The 16973-nt window shown below is 43.0% G+C and carries 13 protein-coding genes and 1 other annotated feature; of the genes, 10 read left to right on the forward strand and 3 right to left on the reverse strand.

What is annotated here, in order from left to right:
- Positions 1-90: 90 nt before the first annotated feature.
- A complete protein-coding gene (locus AB5Z01_RS07670) occupies positions 91-1761 on the reverse strand; it encodes a 2-isopropylmalate synthase (RefSeq protein ID WP_368365438.1) in 1671 nt (556 codons plus the stop codon).
- Positions 1762-1849: 88 nt separating this feature from the next.
- Positions 1850-2083 (reverse strand) — a binding site (T-box leader).
- Positions 2084-2369: 286 nt separating this feature from the next.
- Between AB5Z01_RS07670 and galT the strand changes: the two genes are divergently transcribed.
- The 3 genes from galT (at position 2370) to AB5Z01_RS07685 (ending at position 7256) form a co-directional block, all read left to right on the forward strand.
- Complete coding sequence (galT, locus tag AB5Z01_RS07675; protein ID WP_287215825.1) at positions 2370-3875, forward strand: UDP-glucose--hexose-1-phosphate uridylyltransferase; 1506 nt, start codon at positions 2370-2372, stop codon at positions 3873-3875.
- A gap of 62 nt (positions 3876-3937) precedes the next feature.
- The gene (locus AB5Z01_RS07680) at positions 3938-4750 is read left to right on the forward strand and encodes a PIG-L family deacetylase (RefSeq protein ID WP_267300294.1); all 813 of its coding nucleotides are present in this window, start codon (positions 3938-3940) and stop codon (positions 4748-4750) included.
- Positions 4737-7256, forward strand: a complete 2520-nt coding sequence (locus tag AB5Z01_RS07685; RefSeq protein WP_287215821.1) for a YfhO family protein — start codon at positions 4737-4739, stop codon at positions 7254-7256. Before AB5Z01_RS07680 ends, AB5Z01_RS07685 begins: the two co-directional genes overlap by 14 nt.
- A 119-nt stretch (positions 7257-7375) precedes the next feature.
- Here AB5Z01_RS07685 and AB5Z01_RS07690 read toward each other — a convergent pair whose 3' ends face one another.
- Positions 7376-7936, reverse strand: a complete 561-nt coding sequence (locus AB5Z01_RS07690) for a TetR/AcrR family transcriptional regulator C-terminal domain-containing protein (protein WP_022288290.1) — start codon at positions 7934-7936, stop codon at positions 7376-7378.
- 187 nt (positions 7937-8123) lie between these two features.
- Here AB5Z01_RS07690 and glgB point away from each other — a divergent pair, with 187 nt between their 5' ends.
- From glgB to AB5Z01_RS07705, 3 genes are all read left to right on the forward strand, one after another.
- Positions 8124-9908 (forward strand): 1,4-alpha-glucan branching protein GlgB, encoded by a 1785-nt coding sequence (glgB, locus tag AB5Z01_RS07695; RefSeq protein WP_287215819.1) that lies wholly within the window; start codon positions 8124-8126, stop codon positions 9906-9908.
- A gap of 119 nt (positions 9909-10027) precedes the next feature.
- Entirely contained in the window at positions 10028-10720 is a 693-nt protein-coding gene (locus tag AB5Z01_RS07700) for an iron-sulfur cluster assembly scaffold protein (RefSeq protein WP_022288288.1), read from the forward strand.
- A gap of 15 nt (positions 10721-10735) precedes the next feature.
- The gene (locus AB5Z01_RS07705; RefSeq protein ID WP_022288287.1) at positions 10736-11734 is read left to right on the forward strand and encodes a GGGtGRT protein; all 999 of its coding nucleotides are present in this window, start codon (positions 10736-10738) and stop codon (positions 11732-11734) included.
- Between the two features lie 211 nt (positions 11735-11945).
- On the opposite strand, the gene AB5Z01_RS07710 is transcribed toward AB5Z01_RS07705, so the two are convergent.
- Entirely contained in the window at positions 11946-12482 is a 537-nt protein-coding gene (locus AB5Z01_RS07710; protein ID WP_022288286.1) for a nitroreductase family protein, read from the reverse strand.
- Positions 12483-12631: 149 nt separating this feature from the next.
- Between AB5Z01_RS07710 and AB5Z01_RS07715 the strand changes: the two genes are divergently transcribed.
- The 4 genes from AB5Z01_RS07715 (at position 12632) to rpmE (ending at position 16930) form a co-directional block, all read left to right on the forward strand.
- Positions 12632-13333, forward strand: coding sequence for an ABC transporter ATP-binding protein (locus AB5Z01_RS07715; RefSeq protein WP_178086268.1), 702 nt, complete (start codon positions 12632-12634; stop codon positions 13331-13333).
- A gap of 11 nt (positions 13334-13344) precedes the next feature.
- Positions 13345-15597 (forward strand): sialidase family protein, encoded by a 2253-nt coding sequence (locus AB5Z01_RS07720; RefSeq protein WP_287215816.1) that lies wholly within the window; start codon positions 13345-13347, stop codon positions 15595-15597.
- A gap of 45 nt (positions 15598-15642) precedes the next feature.
- The gene (gene pyrE, locus AB5Z01_RS07725; RefSeq protein WP_041337243.1) at positions 15643-16305 is read left to right on the forward strand and encodes an orotate phosphoribosyltransferase; all 663 of its coding nucleotides are present in this window, start codon (positions 15643-15645) and stop codon (positions 16303-16305) included.
- 424 nt (positions 16306-16729) lie between these two features.
- A complete protein-coding gene (gene rpmE, locus AB5Z01_RS07730) occupies positions 16730-16930 on the forward strand; it encodes a 50S ribosomal protein L31 (protein WP_022288282.1) in 201 nt (66 codons plus the stop codon).
- The last annotated feature ends 43 nt before the right edge of the window (positions 16931-16973 follow it).

A 16973-nucleotide genomic window follows, 5' to 3' on the forward strand; every position in this document is an offset into this window, starting at 1 on the left:
TGTGATATATTAAAGCCCGTGGGCTTCCATATCGAGGAAATCCACGGGCTTTGTTGCGCTTTTTTTTACAGCGCCTTAAATTTTTATTCATTACTTCTTATCTGCAAAAGCGTTGTTGATAGCTGAAACAAGACCCTTGATAGAAGATACGATGATATCTGAGTGTCTGCCGACGCCCCAATACATCTTATCACCGCAGGAAATTCCAACATACGAAACAGCCTCAGATGTTGACTTTCTTTCAAGAGCGTGTTCTGTGTATGTTTCTACGGTAAAATCAAAGTTCAAAGCCTGCTTGATAGCATTTGCCACAGCGTCAAGACGTCCGTTGCCCTCTGCTGTATGATCGTTTGTTACGCCGTTTACTGAAGCTGTGATAGCGGCACAGATAGTGCCGTTCTGCTTCTGAACATAGTGTGCTTCAGGAATGTCAACAGGTGCGCACTTGTTGAGGTACTCGTCCTTGAATATCTTGTAGACCTCATCAGGCATAAGCTCTTTGTGCTTGTGGTCTGAAACAGCCTTTACCTTGTAGCCAAAGTCCTCTCTCATCTTCTTTGGAAGATCGTAGCCGAACTGATTTTGGAGGATAAAGCCTATTCCGCCCTTGCCTGATTGCGAGTTTATTCTGATAACGTCACCGTCATACTCTCTGCCAACGTCATGCGGATCAATAGGAAGATAAGGAACTGTCCACTTGTCACAGCTCTTCTCTTTTCTCCAGTTCATGCCCTTTGCGATAGCGTCCTGATGTGAGCCTGAGAATGCAGCGAATACAAGTGCGCCTGAATATGGGCTTCTGTCATAAACCTTCATTCTTGTTACTCTCTCATAAAGCTCTACCAGTGCAGGCATATCTGAGAAGTCCAGCTTAGGGTCAACTCCGTGAGTGTACATATTAAGTGCGATAGTAACGATATCAGCATTGCCTGTTCTCTCACCATTGCCGAAGCAAGTACCCTCTATTCTGTCAGCGCCTGCAAGCAGACCCATTTCACAGTCTGCCACTGCACAGCCTCTGTCATTATGTGGGTGAAGTGAAACTATAACGTTCTCTCTGTTGTGGAGAGTGTCGCACATATACTCTACCTGCTGAGCATAAACATGAGGCATTGACATTTCAACTGTTACAGGCAGATTGATGATGACTTTGTTCTCAGGTGTAGGCTGCCAAATGTCGATAACAGCGTTGCAGATATCTCTTGCAAACTCAGGCTCTGTGCCTGTGAAGCTCTCAGGAGAATACTCGAAAACGATATGACCCTTTGCGTGCTTTTTATACTCGTTGCAGAGCTTTGCGCCGTCCGTAGCTATCTTGATTATCTCTTCCTTAGACTTGCGGAAAACCTGCTCTCTCTGTGCAACAGATGTTGAGTTGTAAAGATGAACAACAGCGTTCTTTGCGCCGTCGATAGCTTCAAATGTTTTCTTTATGATATGCTCTCTTGACTGTGTAAGTACCTGAATTGTAACGTCGTCAGGTATCATGTTCTTCTCGATAAGTGTGCGGCAGAACTCATACTCTGTTTCAGAAGCGGCAGGGAAACCTATCTCTATCTCCTTAAAGCCTATCTCAACAAGCTTTGTGAAAAACTCCAGCTTTTCTTCAAGGCTCATAGGAATGATAAGAGCCTGATTTCCATCTCTCAGGTCAACAGAACACCATGCAGGAGCGTGGTCAACATACTCTTTTTCAGCCCACTTCATGCACTTTACAGGAGGCATATAATAGCCTCTCTCATACTTTTCTACGTTTTTCATGTCAGATCCTCCTTATAAATATAAAGCCGATAATAATTTTGATAGTGATGTGGAAAAGGGCATAAAAAAATCGCCACTCCTACCAAAAAGGAGAGACGAGCTTTGCCGTGTTACCACTCTCATTCATATACGGCTCAAACCGCATATCTCAGCCGCATCTATCAATGCGTATCTCTATAACGGGAGAACCCGTGAGCGGCTAATAAGATTTCACCGTTCAGGCTCGGGGACGAGTTATCACAAATTTCGCATACCGTCTTGCACCCACCGACGGCTCTCTGTAATGTCAGAACTTTGCTTTTGTTCCTGTCAACGCCTTTGTCATATTGTTTTTATTATACCCATACTTCCCGCTTTTGTCAATAGGACAATTGCCAATTTAACAATTTGTTAATATTCGGTGCTAAATCGTTTTCCCTAACTTCAATGTAGGGGCTGGCGTCCCCTGCAAAATAATCTTAAAATATTCTTATTACGCTTTTCAAATGCTTAAAAGTATCTTAATTAGCCTGTCTGTCGGTTGACAAAGAATAAGCAATGGTCTATAATAATAGATGCTGGCTGAGGGGGTTCCTCCTCATACTTTTGTACAAAAGGGGATCTATAACATGATATTTGAAAGCATTAAAAAGCTTGTAACATATGGTCTGGAAAGCGGACTTATTGAGGAGAGCGACAGAGTTTATACCACAAACAGGCTTCTTGAAGCCCTTGACCTTGAGGAATATGACGAACCAGAGGAGGAGTTTTCTAACGTTGATCTTGAAAGCACTCTCAAAGAGCTTCTCGATTACGCTGTGGAAAAGGGCCTTACAGAAAATTCTATTGTATACAGAGATCTTTTCGACACAAAACTCATGGGGCTTCTTACTCCAAGACCGTCAGAGGTAGACACAAAGTTCTGGGGACTTTACAACCACCAGTCTGCAAAGGTCGCAACTGACTATTTCTACAAGCTTTCGCAGGACACGGACTACATAAGAAGATACAGAGTAAAGAAGGATATGCGCTGGATAGCTCCAACAGAGTACGGCGACCTTGATATAACTATCAATCTTTCCAAGCCTGAAAAAGACCCGAAAGCCATTGCGGCGGCAAAGCTTGCAAAGCAGTCGGGATATCCTAAGTGCCTGCTGTGCTATGAGAACGTGGGATATGCAGGACGAGTGAACTCCCCTGCAAGACAGAACCACCGTGTTATATCCCTTAAAATAAACGGCACAGACTGGGGACTTCAGTATTCCCCATATGTTTATTACAACGAGCATTGTATCCTTTTCAATAAGAAGCATACGCCTATGGTAATAGACCGTTCGGCATTTGAGAAGCTTTTCGACTTTGTTAGACAGTTTCCGCACTATTTCATAGGTTCAAACGCTGACCTGCCTATCGTTGGCGGATCTATCCTTTCGCACGAACATTTTCAGGGTGGTCATTATACTTTTGCAATGGCGAAAGCCCCTGTTGAAGAAAAGATAGTTTTCAAGGGCTTTGAGAACGTTGACGCTGGCATCGTTAAATGGCCTATGTCAGTTATCAGAATAAACAGCGAGGACAAAAACGCTCTCGTTGACCTTGCTGACAAGATACTCAAAGCCTGGAGGGGCTACACCGACGAAGAAGCGTTCATTTACGCTGAAACTGAAGGTGAGCCGCACAACACTATCACCCCTATCGCAAGAATGAGAAACGGCAGATATGAGCTTGACCTTGTGCTTAGAAACAACATCACAACCGAGGAATATCCTCTTGGCGTTTATCACCCCCATCAGGAGCTTCATCATATAAAGAAAGAAAATATCGGTCTTATCGAAGTAATGGGTCTTGCAGTGCTTCCGTCAAGACTTAAAGGCGAAATGGAGAAGCTTGCTCAGGTTCTGGTCACAGAGGGAACAGAGGGTGTACGCCGTGACAAGCTGATAGAAAAGCACGCTGATTGGGCTGAGGAGATATCAAAGAAAAACAATATAACAGCCGAGAACGTTCATGAGGTCTTGCAGAAAGAAATAGGCATCGTGTTCGCAAAGGTGCTTGAACATGCAGGCGTTTATAAGAGAAACAAAGACGGAAAAGCTGCATTTGAAAGATTTATAGACTATGTGAACAACAAGTAATAAAGAAAGAGGTGAACGCCCGTATCTCGCAGAAGAGATCCTGCAAGGGTGCGGGCATTTTTATGCTCAGATTTACAAGACGGCATATAAAGGAAACAGCAATAATTCTGGCAATAGTCATTTTTATAGGCACACTGTGGTTTTTAGGCTACAAAAGGCATATAAGAGATACGATCAATCAGGCTTATGACGTTACGCCTATATCCGCTATACAGTTACAGCTTGCTTCATCATCAAAGGCTGATAAGCTTATGATAGTGGCTCACCCTGATGACGAAGTGCTTTGGGGCGGAGGACATCTTTATGATAAAGGCTATCTTGTTGTGTGTGTAACAAACGGAAGAAATAAGGTGCGTTCTCAGGAGTTCAAGGACGTGGTGACTGCCTCGGGCAACGAGTGTATAATGCTTGAATATCCTGATAAAGTCAGGGGTAAGCGTGACGATTGGGCGCTTGTTAAGGACGGTATCGAATCTGACCTTGAAAAGATAATGACCTGCAAGGATTGGAAGCTTATAGCTGTGCATAATCAAAAAGGCGAATATGGTCATATCCACCATGTAAACGTGCATAATTACGTCACTGAGATATACGATAAAAACGATATCCAGTGCGACCTTTACTGCTTTGGCAAGTATTACAAGGCTAGCCGTCTGAAAGTGGTGGGCAACACTTTGCCAAAGATATCAAAAGAGAGATACGAGTTCAAGAAAAAGCTTGCGGATATGTATACCTCTCAGGAGAAAACTGTAGACAAGCTGTGGCATATGGCTTATTATGAGGATTGGACGCTGTATAAACGCTACAGCGAACACCCTGAAATGAAAAAACAAACTGCAACTGCGCTGGGAGTGGCTGTGAATGAAGCTCAGTAAGAAAAATATAATACATCTTTGTGTGCTTACGGGGGTATATCTTCTGTTTGTCCTTGCACTCACAAGGTTTAAATACGCCTATGGCTCTGAGCTTGATTGGGGCGGACAGCACTATGCTATCCCTGATTATTTCAGAAAGCTCTTTTACAAAACAGGGGACTTTTTTCCCTCCTTTGCTCCGAACATAGGTTGTGGTGAGAACATCTATAATCTGTCATATTATGGGCTTTATTCGCCTATAATACTTTTTTCTTATCTTCTGCCCTTTGTGAAAATGTCCACCTATATACAGATAGTATCCATAATAGGCATTATAGCAAGCCTGTGGATATTCTATATATGGATGCGGCAGAAATTCACAGACAACACAGCGTTTGCACTGAGCTTTGTGTTTCTCTTTTCAGCGCCCCTTATCTTCCACAGTCACAGGCACATAATGTTCGTGAATTATATGCCGTTCCTGCTTTTAGGTTTTATGGCTATCGAGGATTATTTTGAGGGCAAGAGAAAATACATGGTGACGCTTTGGGCATTTTTGATGCTCATGACAAGCTATTTCTTTGCTGTGTCGGGTCTTGCGGCAATGGCAGTGTATGGCGTTTACCGCTGGCTGAAAATAAATGAAAAGCCAACTTTCAAGAAGTTCTGCAAAGACGGAACAGCATTCGCTTTCAGGCTTATCCTAGCAGTGATAATGGCGTGCGTGCTTATCCTGCCGACACTGCACTGTATGCTCTCAGGCAGAGAGGCAGGCAACAGCCATGTTGATCTCAAGTCGTTCATACCAGGCGTAAACTTGAAATTCCTGCTCTATTATCACTATTCAATGGGGCTTTGCCTTTTCACAGTGCTTAGCATAATATCGGCGGTGTTCTCAAAACAACGCTATAGAAGATTTCTTGGGATCGTTATGATGGTAATAGCCACCTGCCCTATAATAGTCTATATGTTAAACGGCACACTGTATGTTGACCCGAAAGTTCTTATACCTTTCCTTCCTCTTGGTATGCTCCTTTTCGGACACACCTATTTTGATATAATTAGAGGAAAGCTAAAGCTTAAACCACTTGCAGTGATAACCCTTTTAGTTGCATTGGCAGGAGTTTTCTGGTTCAAGACCACCAAAAAAGTGGAGTTTTATATTATCCTTGACTTTGTTGTGCTTATGTCGAGCCTGTTTGTATACAGACGTTGCAAAAAAGAGTTCATACTTAATATAGGAATGTCCCTTTGCCTCGTGGTATCCACAGTATATGCAAACTTTGCAGACGAGCTTGTGCCTTTAAGAGAGCTTGAATATGATAACAGCAGTGATATGAATACACTTGCAGATTATGTCGGCTCGCAAGAGGAGATATCGAGGACTTCAAACTGCGTTGACGAAGTGAACACAGTGAACATGATATATAATGCAGATTATTACACCATGTCAATATATTCCTCACTGCACAATAAAGATTACAACAAATTTTATTACAGCGAGATATACAACGAAAATTCATACCGCAACACTTCCCTGACCACTCAGACACGAAGCCTTATTGCTGATATGTATTTTTCAAACAGATATCTTATCACTGACGACCCGGTAAAGGCAGTGTCAGGCTACAAGAAGATAAAAGAGAGCGGAAGCCTTTCACTTTATGAAAACAATGACGTTCTGCCTTTCGGATATGCTACCAATGCTCTTATCGGCAGAAAAGAATATAATTCCCTGAATTATCCTTACTCAGTGGAAGCTCTTTTCAATAATATAATAGTTGAGGATAAGACGGAAAAGTCATTTTCATCTGATATCAAAAAGGTACGCTCCATCAACTTTACAGAGTGCGACCAGATAAAGCGTGAATGGGGAAAATACACCATTGACGCTAAAAAGCCTTTCACTCAGGAGATAACGCTTCCCGAAACGCTCACGAACAATGAGATAATGTTTGTATCTTTCAATGTGAACAACGATATAAAGGGTGGCAGAAAGGACGCTTGGGTGTCCATAAACGGCAATAAAAACAAGCTCACTGCACCTGATTGGAAGTATTACAATAATAACAGACGTTTTGAATATGTCATAACCACAGGTCAGGACTATAGCGCAGACAGCGTTAAGGTGAATTTCTCTGACGGCAAGTATGAGATAACCAACGTTCGCTGTTATGTCATCGACAAAGACAGCCTTGTGCGTGACGTTGACCCGTTCATGATAGACAAGAAGACCTCTCACGGAGATGTGATAAACGGCACTATAGACGTTAAAAATGACGGCTATTTCACTATTTCCATTCCGTATACCGACGGTTTCACCGCTGAGATCGACGGCAAAGAGGTGCAGTGTGAAAAGACCGACACTGCATTCCTTGGCTTCAAGATACCAAAGGGCAGCCACAGCATAAAGATAACCTTTACCGCACCGTTGCTCCACGAGGGCATAGTTCTCTCAGGGGCAGGCTTGCTGATATTCATAGCATTCGTTATTATTGACAGAAGAAAATCAAAAGCTTCAAAGTAGGAAAAAAATAAAAGCGACAGAAATCTGGATCTGTCGCTTTTTTTGTCGTATGTTTGGGTTTGTCTATTCACTTATTACATAAAATATGATAAAATAACAAAGTGATTGTGTGACTTTTGTCAAAGGTTCTGTCTGAATCCCTCACCAATGGTAACATTTTCGTATGCAAGCTCACGCATTTTCAGCATTACGTCATGTGGAGTTTCTCTCATTCCGCCCGTTGCCCAATCTATTATTATTCCGCAATAGCCATGAGAATAAAAATCGGCAAAGAACTTCGCCTTATCGGAACGCTTTCTGGTTATAGCAACAGCGTGATAGAAAAATCTGATGAACAGCTTGTGCATACTTCTGAAAAGATAATGCTCGAATATCTTTTCGTTGCTTTTTAGCGTGTTTGAGTAAAAGCGCTTGTCTTTGAGCATATTTACGAGAAATCCTTCAAGACGCTCATACCAGTTGTCGTAGTTTACGCCTTTGGTGATGTCAGCGAAAAGCTCGTGAAGATATATATAGCTCAAAAGCTCATATTTATCCTGAAAATGGTAATAAAAAGACTGGCGGTTAAGACCGCACTCACCTGTTATATCGGATATGGATATTTTATCAAAGGGTTTTTGCTCGCAGAGTTTTTTCAGTGAATCACACAAAGCACTTTTGGTTATCGCAGAGCTTGACATTTAACTACATTCCTTTCAGATTCATAACGACAAAAGGTCTTTTTTGAGGAAAAATCAGACTAAGCTGGATTAATGTCAAAAAAGCAGACAATTCGCGCCAACTTTCATTATATCATAAATTTATGAAATTTCAATAACTTTTTATAAATATTTTATCATTATCATATTTTTCACAGGGGGAAACGGCATGAAAAACAATATCATCACAGAATTTATAAATGGTCAAAGCTGTAGAGCGTATGAAGCCCTGGGGGCAGTAAAAATAGAGAACGGCATAAGATTTTCCACCTATGCGCCCCATGCAAGAAAGGTAGAGCTTTGCCTGAATGGAGATATTATCCCTATGGAATGCGATGAACGTGGGGTATGGAGCGTTGAACACCCTGCAAAAGAGGGTGACATTTATCAGTATGTTATCACAACGCCTACTCTTGAAAAGCACTACCGCTCAGACCCATTTGCGGTGTACAGCGAGGTAAGACCGAAAAATGCGTCTGTGGTGTATGATATCGACAGCTATAACTGGAATGACCAAGAATGGCTCTCAAAGCGTGACAAATGCTATGAAAAGCCTATGAACATATATGAGGTGCATTTCGGCTCGTGGCGCATAAAAGAGGGAAAAGAAGAAACCGACCGCTTTTACACCTATGAAGAAATGATAGACCTGCTCATACCTTATGTAAAGGAAATGGGCTATACCCATATCGAGCTTCTGCCACTGACGGAATATCCTTATGACGGCTCATGGGGCTATCAGGTGTCGGGATATTTCTCCGCAACCAGCCGTTACGGCGACCCCAGAGGGCTTATGAAGTTCATAGACGCTTGTCATGCGGAAAATATCGGCATTATTCTGGACTTTGTACCCGTACATTTTGTCCGTGATTTCTATGCCCTGCACATATATGACGGAAGCTTCCTCTTTGAAAGCGACAATGAGTATGACAGATACTCCGAGTGGGGTACTGCCCTGTTTGACTACACAAAGCCTCATGTGCTTAGCTTTGTAAAATCCTCAGTTAATTTCTGGATAGAAAAATATCATGTTGACGGATTGAGATATGACGCAGTTGCAAACCTTATATATCGTCACGGCCACACTGATGACGCAGTGAACGACAGCGGTATATGGTTCTTGAAGAACACTAATTACACCATTCAGAAAATGCACCCTGACGTTATGCTTTTCGCAGAAGATTCCACAAACTACACAAAGGTAACTGCCCCTGTTGAGTTCGGCGGTCTTGGCTTTGACTATAAATGGGATCTGGGCTTCATGAACGATACCATCAATTATATAAAGACTCCGCCTTTTGAACGCAGAAATCATCACAATAAAATGACTTTCTCCATGAGTTATTTCTATAATGACCTTTTCATTCTTCCTTATTCCCACGACGAGGTAGTTCACGGCAAGAAAACCATGGTGGATAAGGTGTTCGGCAGTCAGCAGGAGCAGTTTGCTACCATAAGGGCACTGTATACTTTCCAGTTCACTCACCCTGGCAAGAAACTCAATTTCATGGGCAACGAGCTTGGCGAATATCTTGAATGGCGTGATGAAAAAGAGCTTGGCTGGAATTTGCTTACATATCCTATACACGATTCATTACACGAGTATGTGAAAGCACTCCACAAGCTTTATCTTGAACAGCCTGCACTGTATAAGTCCGACTATAATTCCACATCTTTCCGCTGGATAGACGCAGACAACAAAAATCAGTGCATTTATGCCTACCGCAGAAGCGACCCTTCCGGCAAAACGCTTTATATGGTGTTCAATTTTTCCGGAAGCTATCAGAACTATAGCCTGAAGGTCGAGCAAAACGGAGCCTACAAAGAGCTTCTCAACTCTGACCGTGATATTTATAGTGGATCAAACTGCATAAACAGCGGTCTTTATACCACAAACTATAAGCTGCCACTCAGACTCGCACCTCTCAGCAGCGTTATAATTACCACAGAATGAGAAAAAAATATTAAAAATCATAAAATACTATTGCAAAATGGCGAAATATGCGTTATAATACGAGTGTATGTAATATACAACATTTACACCAAAATCATTTGAGAGGAGTTATGTAAATAATGGTTTATTCTCACGAAGTTGAAACAATGTGCCCTATCGCTCAGGGCGTTGCTCACGGTGCAGCTCCAATTCCAGAAGAAGCAAAGTGGGTAAAAGCTAAGGAAATCAAGGATATCTCAGGCTTTACACACGGTATCGGCTGGTGTGCTCCACAGCAGGGCTGCTGCAAGCTGACACTTAACGTAAAAGAGGGCGTTATCCAGGAATGTCTCGTTGAAACTATCGGCTGCTCAGGTATGACACATTCTGCTGCTATGGCATCAGAGATCCTTCCAGGCAGAACAGTTCTCGAGGCTCTTAACACAGACCTCGTTTGCGACGCTATCAACACAGCTATGAGAGAGCTTTTCCTCCAGATCGTTTACGGTCGTTCACAGAGTGCATTCTCTGAGGGCGGTCTTGTAGTAGGCGCTGGTCTTGAGGACCTTGGTAAGGGACTTCGTTCACAGGTAGGTACTATGTATGGTACACTTGCAAAGGGTCCTAGATACCTTGAAATGACAGACGGCTATGTTACAGGTCTTGCACTTAACGAAGATGACGAGATCATCGGCTACAAGTTTGTAAACTTCGGCAAGATGATGGACTTCATCAAGGCTGGCGACGATGCTAACACTGCTTTTGAAAAAGCACAGGGTCAGTACGGTAGAGTAGCTGACGCTGTTAAGATCGTTGACCCAAGAAAAGAATAAGGAGGATTTGTTACAATGGCTTTATTTGAATCATATGAGAGAAGAGAAAAGCAGATCCTTGCTGTTATCAATCAGTACGGTATCAACACTATCGAAGAGTGTGCTGACGTATGCAAGGCTAAGGGTCTTGACATTTATAAGCTCGTTGAGGGCATTCAGCCTATCTGCTTTGAGAACGCTAAGTGGGCTTACACAGTAGGCTGCGCTATCGCTATCAAGAAGGGCTGCACAAGAGCTGCTGACGCTGCTGCTGCTATCGGTGAGGGACTTCAGGCTTTCTGTATCCCTGGCTCTGTAGCTGACCAGAGAAAGGTTGGTCTTGGTCACGGTAACCTCGGCAAGATGCTTCTTGAAGAGGATACAGAGTGCTTCGCATTCCTCGCAGGCCACGAATCATTCGCTGCCGCTGAGGGTGCTATCGGTATCGCTGAGAAGGCTAACAAGGTTAGAACAAAGCCTCTGAGAGTTATTCTTAACGGTCTTGGCAAGGACGCTGCACAGATCATCGCTAGAATCAACGGCTTCACATATGTTGAAACAGAAATGGATTACTACACAGGCGAAGTTAAGGAAGTATTCCGTAAGGCATACTCTGATGGTCTGAGAGCTAAGGTAAACTGCTACGGTGCTAACGATGTTACCGAGGGCGTTGCTATCATGTGGAAAGAGAACGTAGACGTTTCTATCACAGGTAACTCAACAAACCCAACAAGATTCCAGCACCCAGTTGCAGGTACATACAAGAAGGAAAGACTTGAGAAGGGCAAGAAATACTTCTCAGTAGCTTCAGGCGGAGGAACAGGTAGAACTCTGCACCCAGATAACATGGCTGCTGGTCCTGCTTCTTATGGTATGACAGATACAATGGGAAGAATGCACAGCGACGCTCAGTTTGCTGGTTCTTCTTCAGTTCCTGCACACGTTGAGATGATGGGTCTTATCGGTATGGGTAACAACCCAATGGTTGGTGCTACAGTTGCTTGCGCAGTTGCAGTTGAAGAGGCTATGAAGTAAGGTTTTAAGCCACTTCACAAGTCTTGTAATGTGAAAAACGATAAGACTTCGTGTTCAAAAGAATATCAATAAGGCGTTAGATTTTGTTCTAACGCCTTATTTTTATGCACAAAAAGGCCTCCCCATGCTGTAAGAAAGGTCTGACGACCAAACTAAAGCGCAGGAAGGTCAATATCACAAATACAAGCTAAAAAACTGCATAACTCCCATATTAAAAGAACTTTGCAATATCCTCAACAGCTCTCCTTTTAGGTCTGGCAGGGGCTTCTGCAGGATAGCCAACGGCTATAACCGATACTACAATCTCGCTTTCAGGTATTTCAAGCACCTCACGAAGCTTTTCTCCGTCCCTGATGCCCATTACAAGCGAGCCTAAGCCAAGCTCAGCCGCTTTGAGAAGAAGTATCTCATTGTGCAGACCAAGATCGTAAAAACCCCAGCCATTGCCGACTTCATTATCAGGATCACCCTCTTTGTCAAAACCTGCTCTTGTATGTACAAAAGTCGTTACAAGAAGCGCCGCATTTTCAGACCTTTCTCTGTTAAATCCAGGCAAGCACTCCTCTCTTACCCTCTTTGTCATCTCGTCGCTTAGAACGCAGTAATACCTTGCAGTTTCAGAGTTTTTCCACGATGGTGCTTCTGTTGCGGCAGCTATGAGCGTTTCTATCTGCTCTTTTGTTACCTTTTTACTGCCGTCATATTTTCTTATGCTTCTTCTGCTTTCAATAAGCTTCTGAAATTCCATTTATATCTCTCCTTGTCAAAATGTGAGGCTCACGCCTATTTCAGATACAATTATAACATATCACTTCCACCATTTCAAGTAGCAAAAGCCCTTGAAATGTTCATATTATTGTGATACAATAACGTAAAGACAATATGGGGGTGCAGACTATGAGCTTTGTAAAATTCGAGAACGTTTATAAAAGATACAAAATGGGCGAGATAACCATAAATGCCGCAGACGGTGTTTCATTTGAGATAGAAAAAGGCGAATTTGCTGTTATAGTAGGCGCAAGCGGTGCAGGAAAAACTACTATACTTAATATGCTCGGCGGCATGGATACCTGCGACGAGGGCAAGATCCTTGTTGACGGCAAGGACATTGCCACTTTTAATAAAAAGCAGCTCACAACATACCGCAGATATGACATAGGCTTTGTTTTTCAATTCTATAACCTTGTGAATAATCTTACTGCTAAGGAAAATGTAGAGCTTGCCACACAGATATGCGCACATGCCTCAAAGCCTGAAGAAGTGCTGAAAAAAGTGGGACTCGAGGACAGAATGAACAACTTCCCCTCCCAGCTTTCAGGCGGCGAGCAGCAGCGTGTTTCTATCGCACGAGCATTGGCGAAAAATCCTAAGCTTCTTCTTTGCGACGAACCAACGGGCGCTCTTGATTACAACACAGGTAAAAATATCCTCAGACTTTTGCAGGATACCTGCCGAAATGACGGTGTGACAGTTATAGTCATCACCCACAACTCCGCAATCGCACCAATGGCTGACAGAGTTATAACCGTAAAAAACAGCAAGGTAGACAAAGTTGAGATAAACAAAGACCCTGTTGACGTCTCTACTATCGAATGGTAACGGAGAAAAATATGAAACTTCTTTCACCTGTCAAATACGAATATGGCAATCTGAAAATAGGCGGAGGCGGCTTTGTGACAGGTATCACTTTCCACCCCACCGACAGCAAAACGCTTTATATACGCACCGACATAGGCGGTATCTACCGCTATGACTTTGACAAAAACACATGGGTCTATCTGGCAGACAAAGTTACCGCAGACGACCCTGCACAGACCTATCCCCTTGCAATAGCCCTTGACGAAAACGACCCAAATAAGCTGTTTTTCACCTGCGGAGATAAACGCTCAAATTATATCTGCATATCTTCTGATAAGGGTGAAAATATCACACAAAAGCCTATCCCATGTAGCGTTCATGGAAACGAAGTTGGCAGAGCCACAGGTGACAGACTTATTTACAAAAACAGCAGGCTGTATTTCGGCTCTCAGACCGCAGGAATTATCTATTCTGAGGATATGGGCGAAAGCTGGCAAAGCATAGACCTGTTTGGTGAGAAAAACATCTCTCTTATATGGACAGACAGTGAGGGCAAACTTTTTATAGCAGGCTGTTCAGGTGAAGCAAACTCCCCTGACGGTGTAACAAGAGGTCACACTCTGTATTGCTCCACAGACGGCTTGAAAAGCTTCGTTCCCCTCACCGCCCCCGACCCTATGAAGTACGAAAACTCCTCCTATTATGGCTTCGTGCCACAGCGTATCACCAGCGACAGCATATATATATACATCACTCTTGCTTCAAGCGGAGAAGTATTCTACGGTGGCATGGGTGCTTATGCCTGCGACACAGGCTCGCTTTCAGGCGGCAAGGTATACAGATACCGCATTGAAAATGGCGTGCCTGTTTTTAACAAAGACATCACCCCCGAGGACCATATCCCATGCGGCTACAGCGCAATATGTTCCAATGGCAAAATGCTTTTGCTATCAACTGTCTGCCGAAAAAATGGCGGAGATATAATCTATACAAGCACCGACAGCGGTGAAAGCTGGAAGATAATAATGAACAGGCTTGAATATAGCCGCTTTGATTGGAATATCCCATACATGAAACCACGATACAACGGCGGCGGAAACTGTGTCCACTGGATAAGCGACATAAAGCTTTCACCTTTTGACAGCGACACAGCCTTGTTCAACACAGGAACAGGTCTGTTCATGATAACAGGTCTTGCAAGCGGAGATGTGCTTGTCAAACCATTCTGCGAGGGCATCGAGGAAACTGTTCACCTTAATGTATACACCACTCCCCATGGCAGAAATCGCATTATAGATATCATTGGCGACCTTGGTGGCTTTGCCTTTGAAGATTATGACAGTGAGTGCGAAAATTCCTTTGCAAACGAAAATGGCGACCGCTACATCACCTGCCTTAATGCTGATCTCACCCTCAGCGACCCCGAATACATCGTCGCAACTCCCCGTGGCAACTGGACGGGCAAAACAAAAGGTGGTCTGATCTTATCCAAAGATTGCGGTTCAACGTGGGAAAGACTTCCCATGCCCCGTGGGCTTTCTGAATTTATAGACAAAAAGCTTGACAACATCGAAAAGCCTAATGTAGACTCAGGTTGGACAGCGATATCTGCCGACGGCAAACGCATAATGTGGGCTGTTGCAGGCGGCAGAGGCTTTTCTAACAAGGCTGTCTGCTATACCGACGATGAGGGCAAAACATGGCAAAAGTCCATTTTTACGGACAGCAGTGGAAACTCAGCAGATGAACACAACGTAAAAATTTTCTCGGACTATTACAACAGCGATTTTTTCTTCGCCATAGCAGAACGAGAAAATCTGGGGCTTTACATCAGCCGTGATAAAGGTGCAACTTTCAGAGAAGTGTCCATAAAAACGGACATAAAGTGTCCACGATACGCTCACTATCAGCTTTCAAGACAGCCAGATAAAAGCGGAGTATTCTGGCTTGCAAACGGCATAAAAGGACTTTACCGCTTCGAGATAAAGAGTGACAGCGTGGGTATAAGTGATATTCTCCCTGAGGACAGGATAAACTGCATAGGCTTTGGAAAAGGGCTTGAAGAAACTCCTGCAATGTATGTCACAGGAAATATCAGTGGCGAATACGGCTTTTATATTTCTGATGATCTGGGCGAAAGTTTCGCACGTATAAACACCGATAGTCAGCAATACGGCGTTATACACTCAATATGCGGTGATATGCGTGAACACGGTGTTTTCTGCCTTGCCACAGGCTCTCACGGACTTATGTTCGGCAGACAAAAAAACCTTGCAAAGCCGTGAAAAATGTGGTATAATCAAAATAACATAATTGAAAGGAAGTTCAATATGACCTACAAGGAAGAATTTATAAAATTTATGGTAGACAGCGGAGTTCTCACATTTGGCGACTTCACTCTTAAAAGTGGAAGAAAAGCTCCGTATTTCATCAACTGCGGAAACTATAAAACAGGCGAACAGCTTGCAAAGCTGGGCGGCTTTTACGCTGATTGCATAGCTGACAACAAAATACCTGTTGAAACACTTTTCGGACCTGCATATAAGGGTATCCCTCTTGCTGTTTCAGCCGTTATCGCGCTTGCAACAAAGTATGGCATTGACGTTTCTTACTGCTTTGACAGAAAGGAAGCTAAGGATCACGGCGAGGGCGGAATGTTCGTTGGAAAGAAGCTTGCAGACGGAGAAAAGGTAATAATCATCGACGATGTTATGACATCAGGAAAGGCTCTCAGAGAGTCAATGCCAAAGCTCAAAAGTGCCGCAGACGTAAACGTAACAGGCATGGTGATAACAGTTGACAGAATGGAAAAGGCTCTTGACACCGACCTTTCAGCTGTTGAACAGGCTTATAAAGACTTTGGCGTAAAGGTATACTCTATCGTAAACATCAACGATATCATCAAGGCTATTCAGGACGGTGTTGTTGAGGGCAAAGAGTATCTTGACAAAATGCTGGAATACCGTGCAGCATACGGAGTTGACCACGAATAATAAGCCTGCTTTGAGGAAAATTTAAGGTTATTTTAAAGTTACAAATTGAAATAATTTGTAACAGTATTGTAGTGAAATGTAACTTGTCTGTTCTTGAAGTTACAGCCCCTAAAGGCTATAATATGTAATGTAGAACAGAGAAAGAAAAAGAATGTAAACACTAAGATCAAACTCTTAGCTCGTTTCATCCTCTCCAAAATTTTTACACAAGCAAAGGGCAGCCGATGGGTTGCCTTTTTGTTTTGTCGAAATAAGCAGGATAAATGTAAAAAAAGTGTTAAGTGCTTGACAAGTGACGTATATAATGGTATAATAATAAAGCTGATTTGTTCAGCATATTGATAAATACTACATAGAACTACTGTCTAAACTGAAATGATGGGCTTCTATGAGTCATAATTTTAGTTTGGAAGGAGGAAGTCAAATGAGAGAAGGAATTCACCCAAAGTATGAGGAAACAACAATTACTTGCGCATGCGGTAATGTTATCCATACTCGTTCTACAAAGAAGGATATCAAGGTTGAAATTTGTTCTAAGTGCCACCCATTCTACACAGGTAAGCAGAAGCTCGTAGATACAGGCGGACGTGTTGACAGATTCAAGAAGAGATTTAATCTTGACTAATTTTCAAAGGGAACGGATAATTCCGTTCCTTTTTTCTTTTATA

The sequence above is a fragment of the Ruminococcus sp. RTP21359st1_H3_RTP21359_211015 genome, from assembly GCF_040909065.1.
Taxonomy (GTDB): Bacteria; Bacillota; Clostridia; order Oscillospirales; family Ruminococcaceae; genus Hominimerdicola; species Hominimerdicola aceti.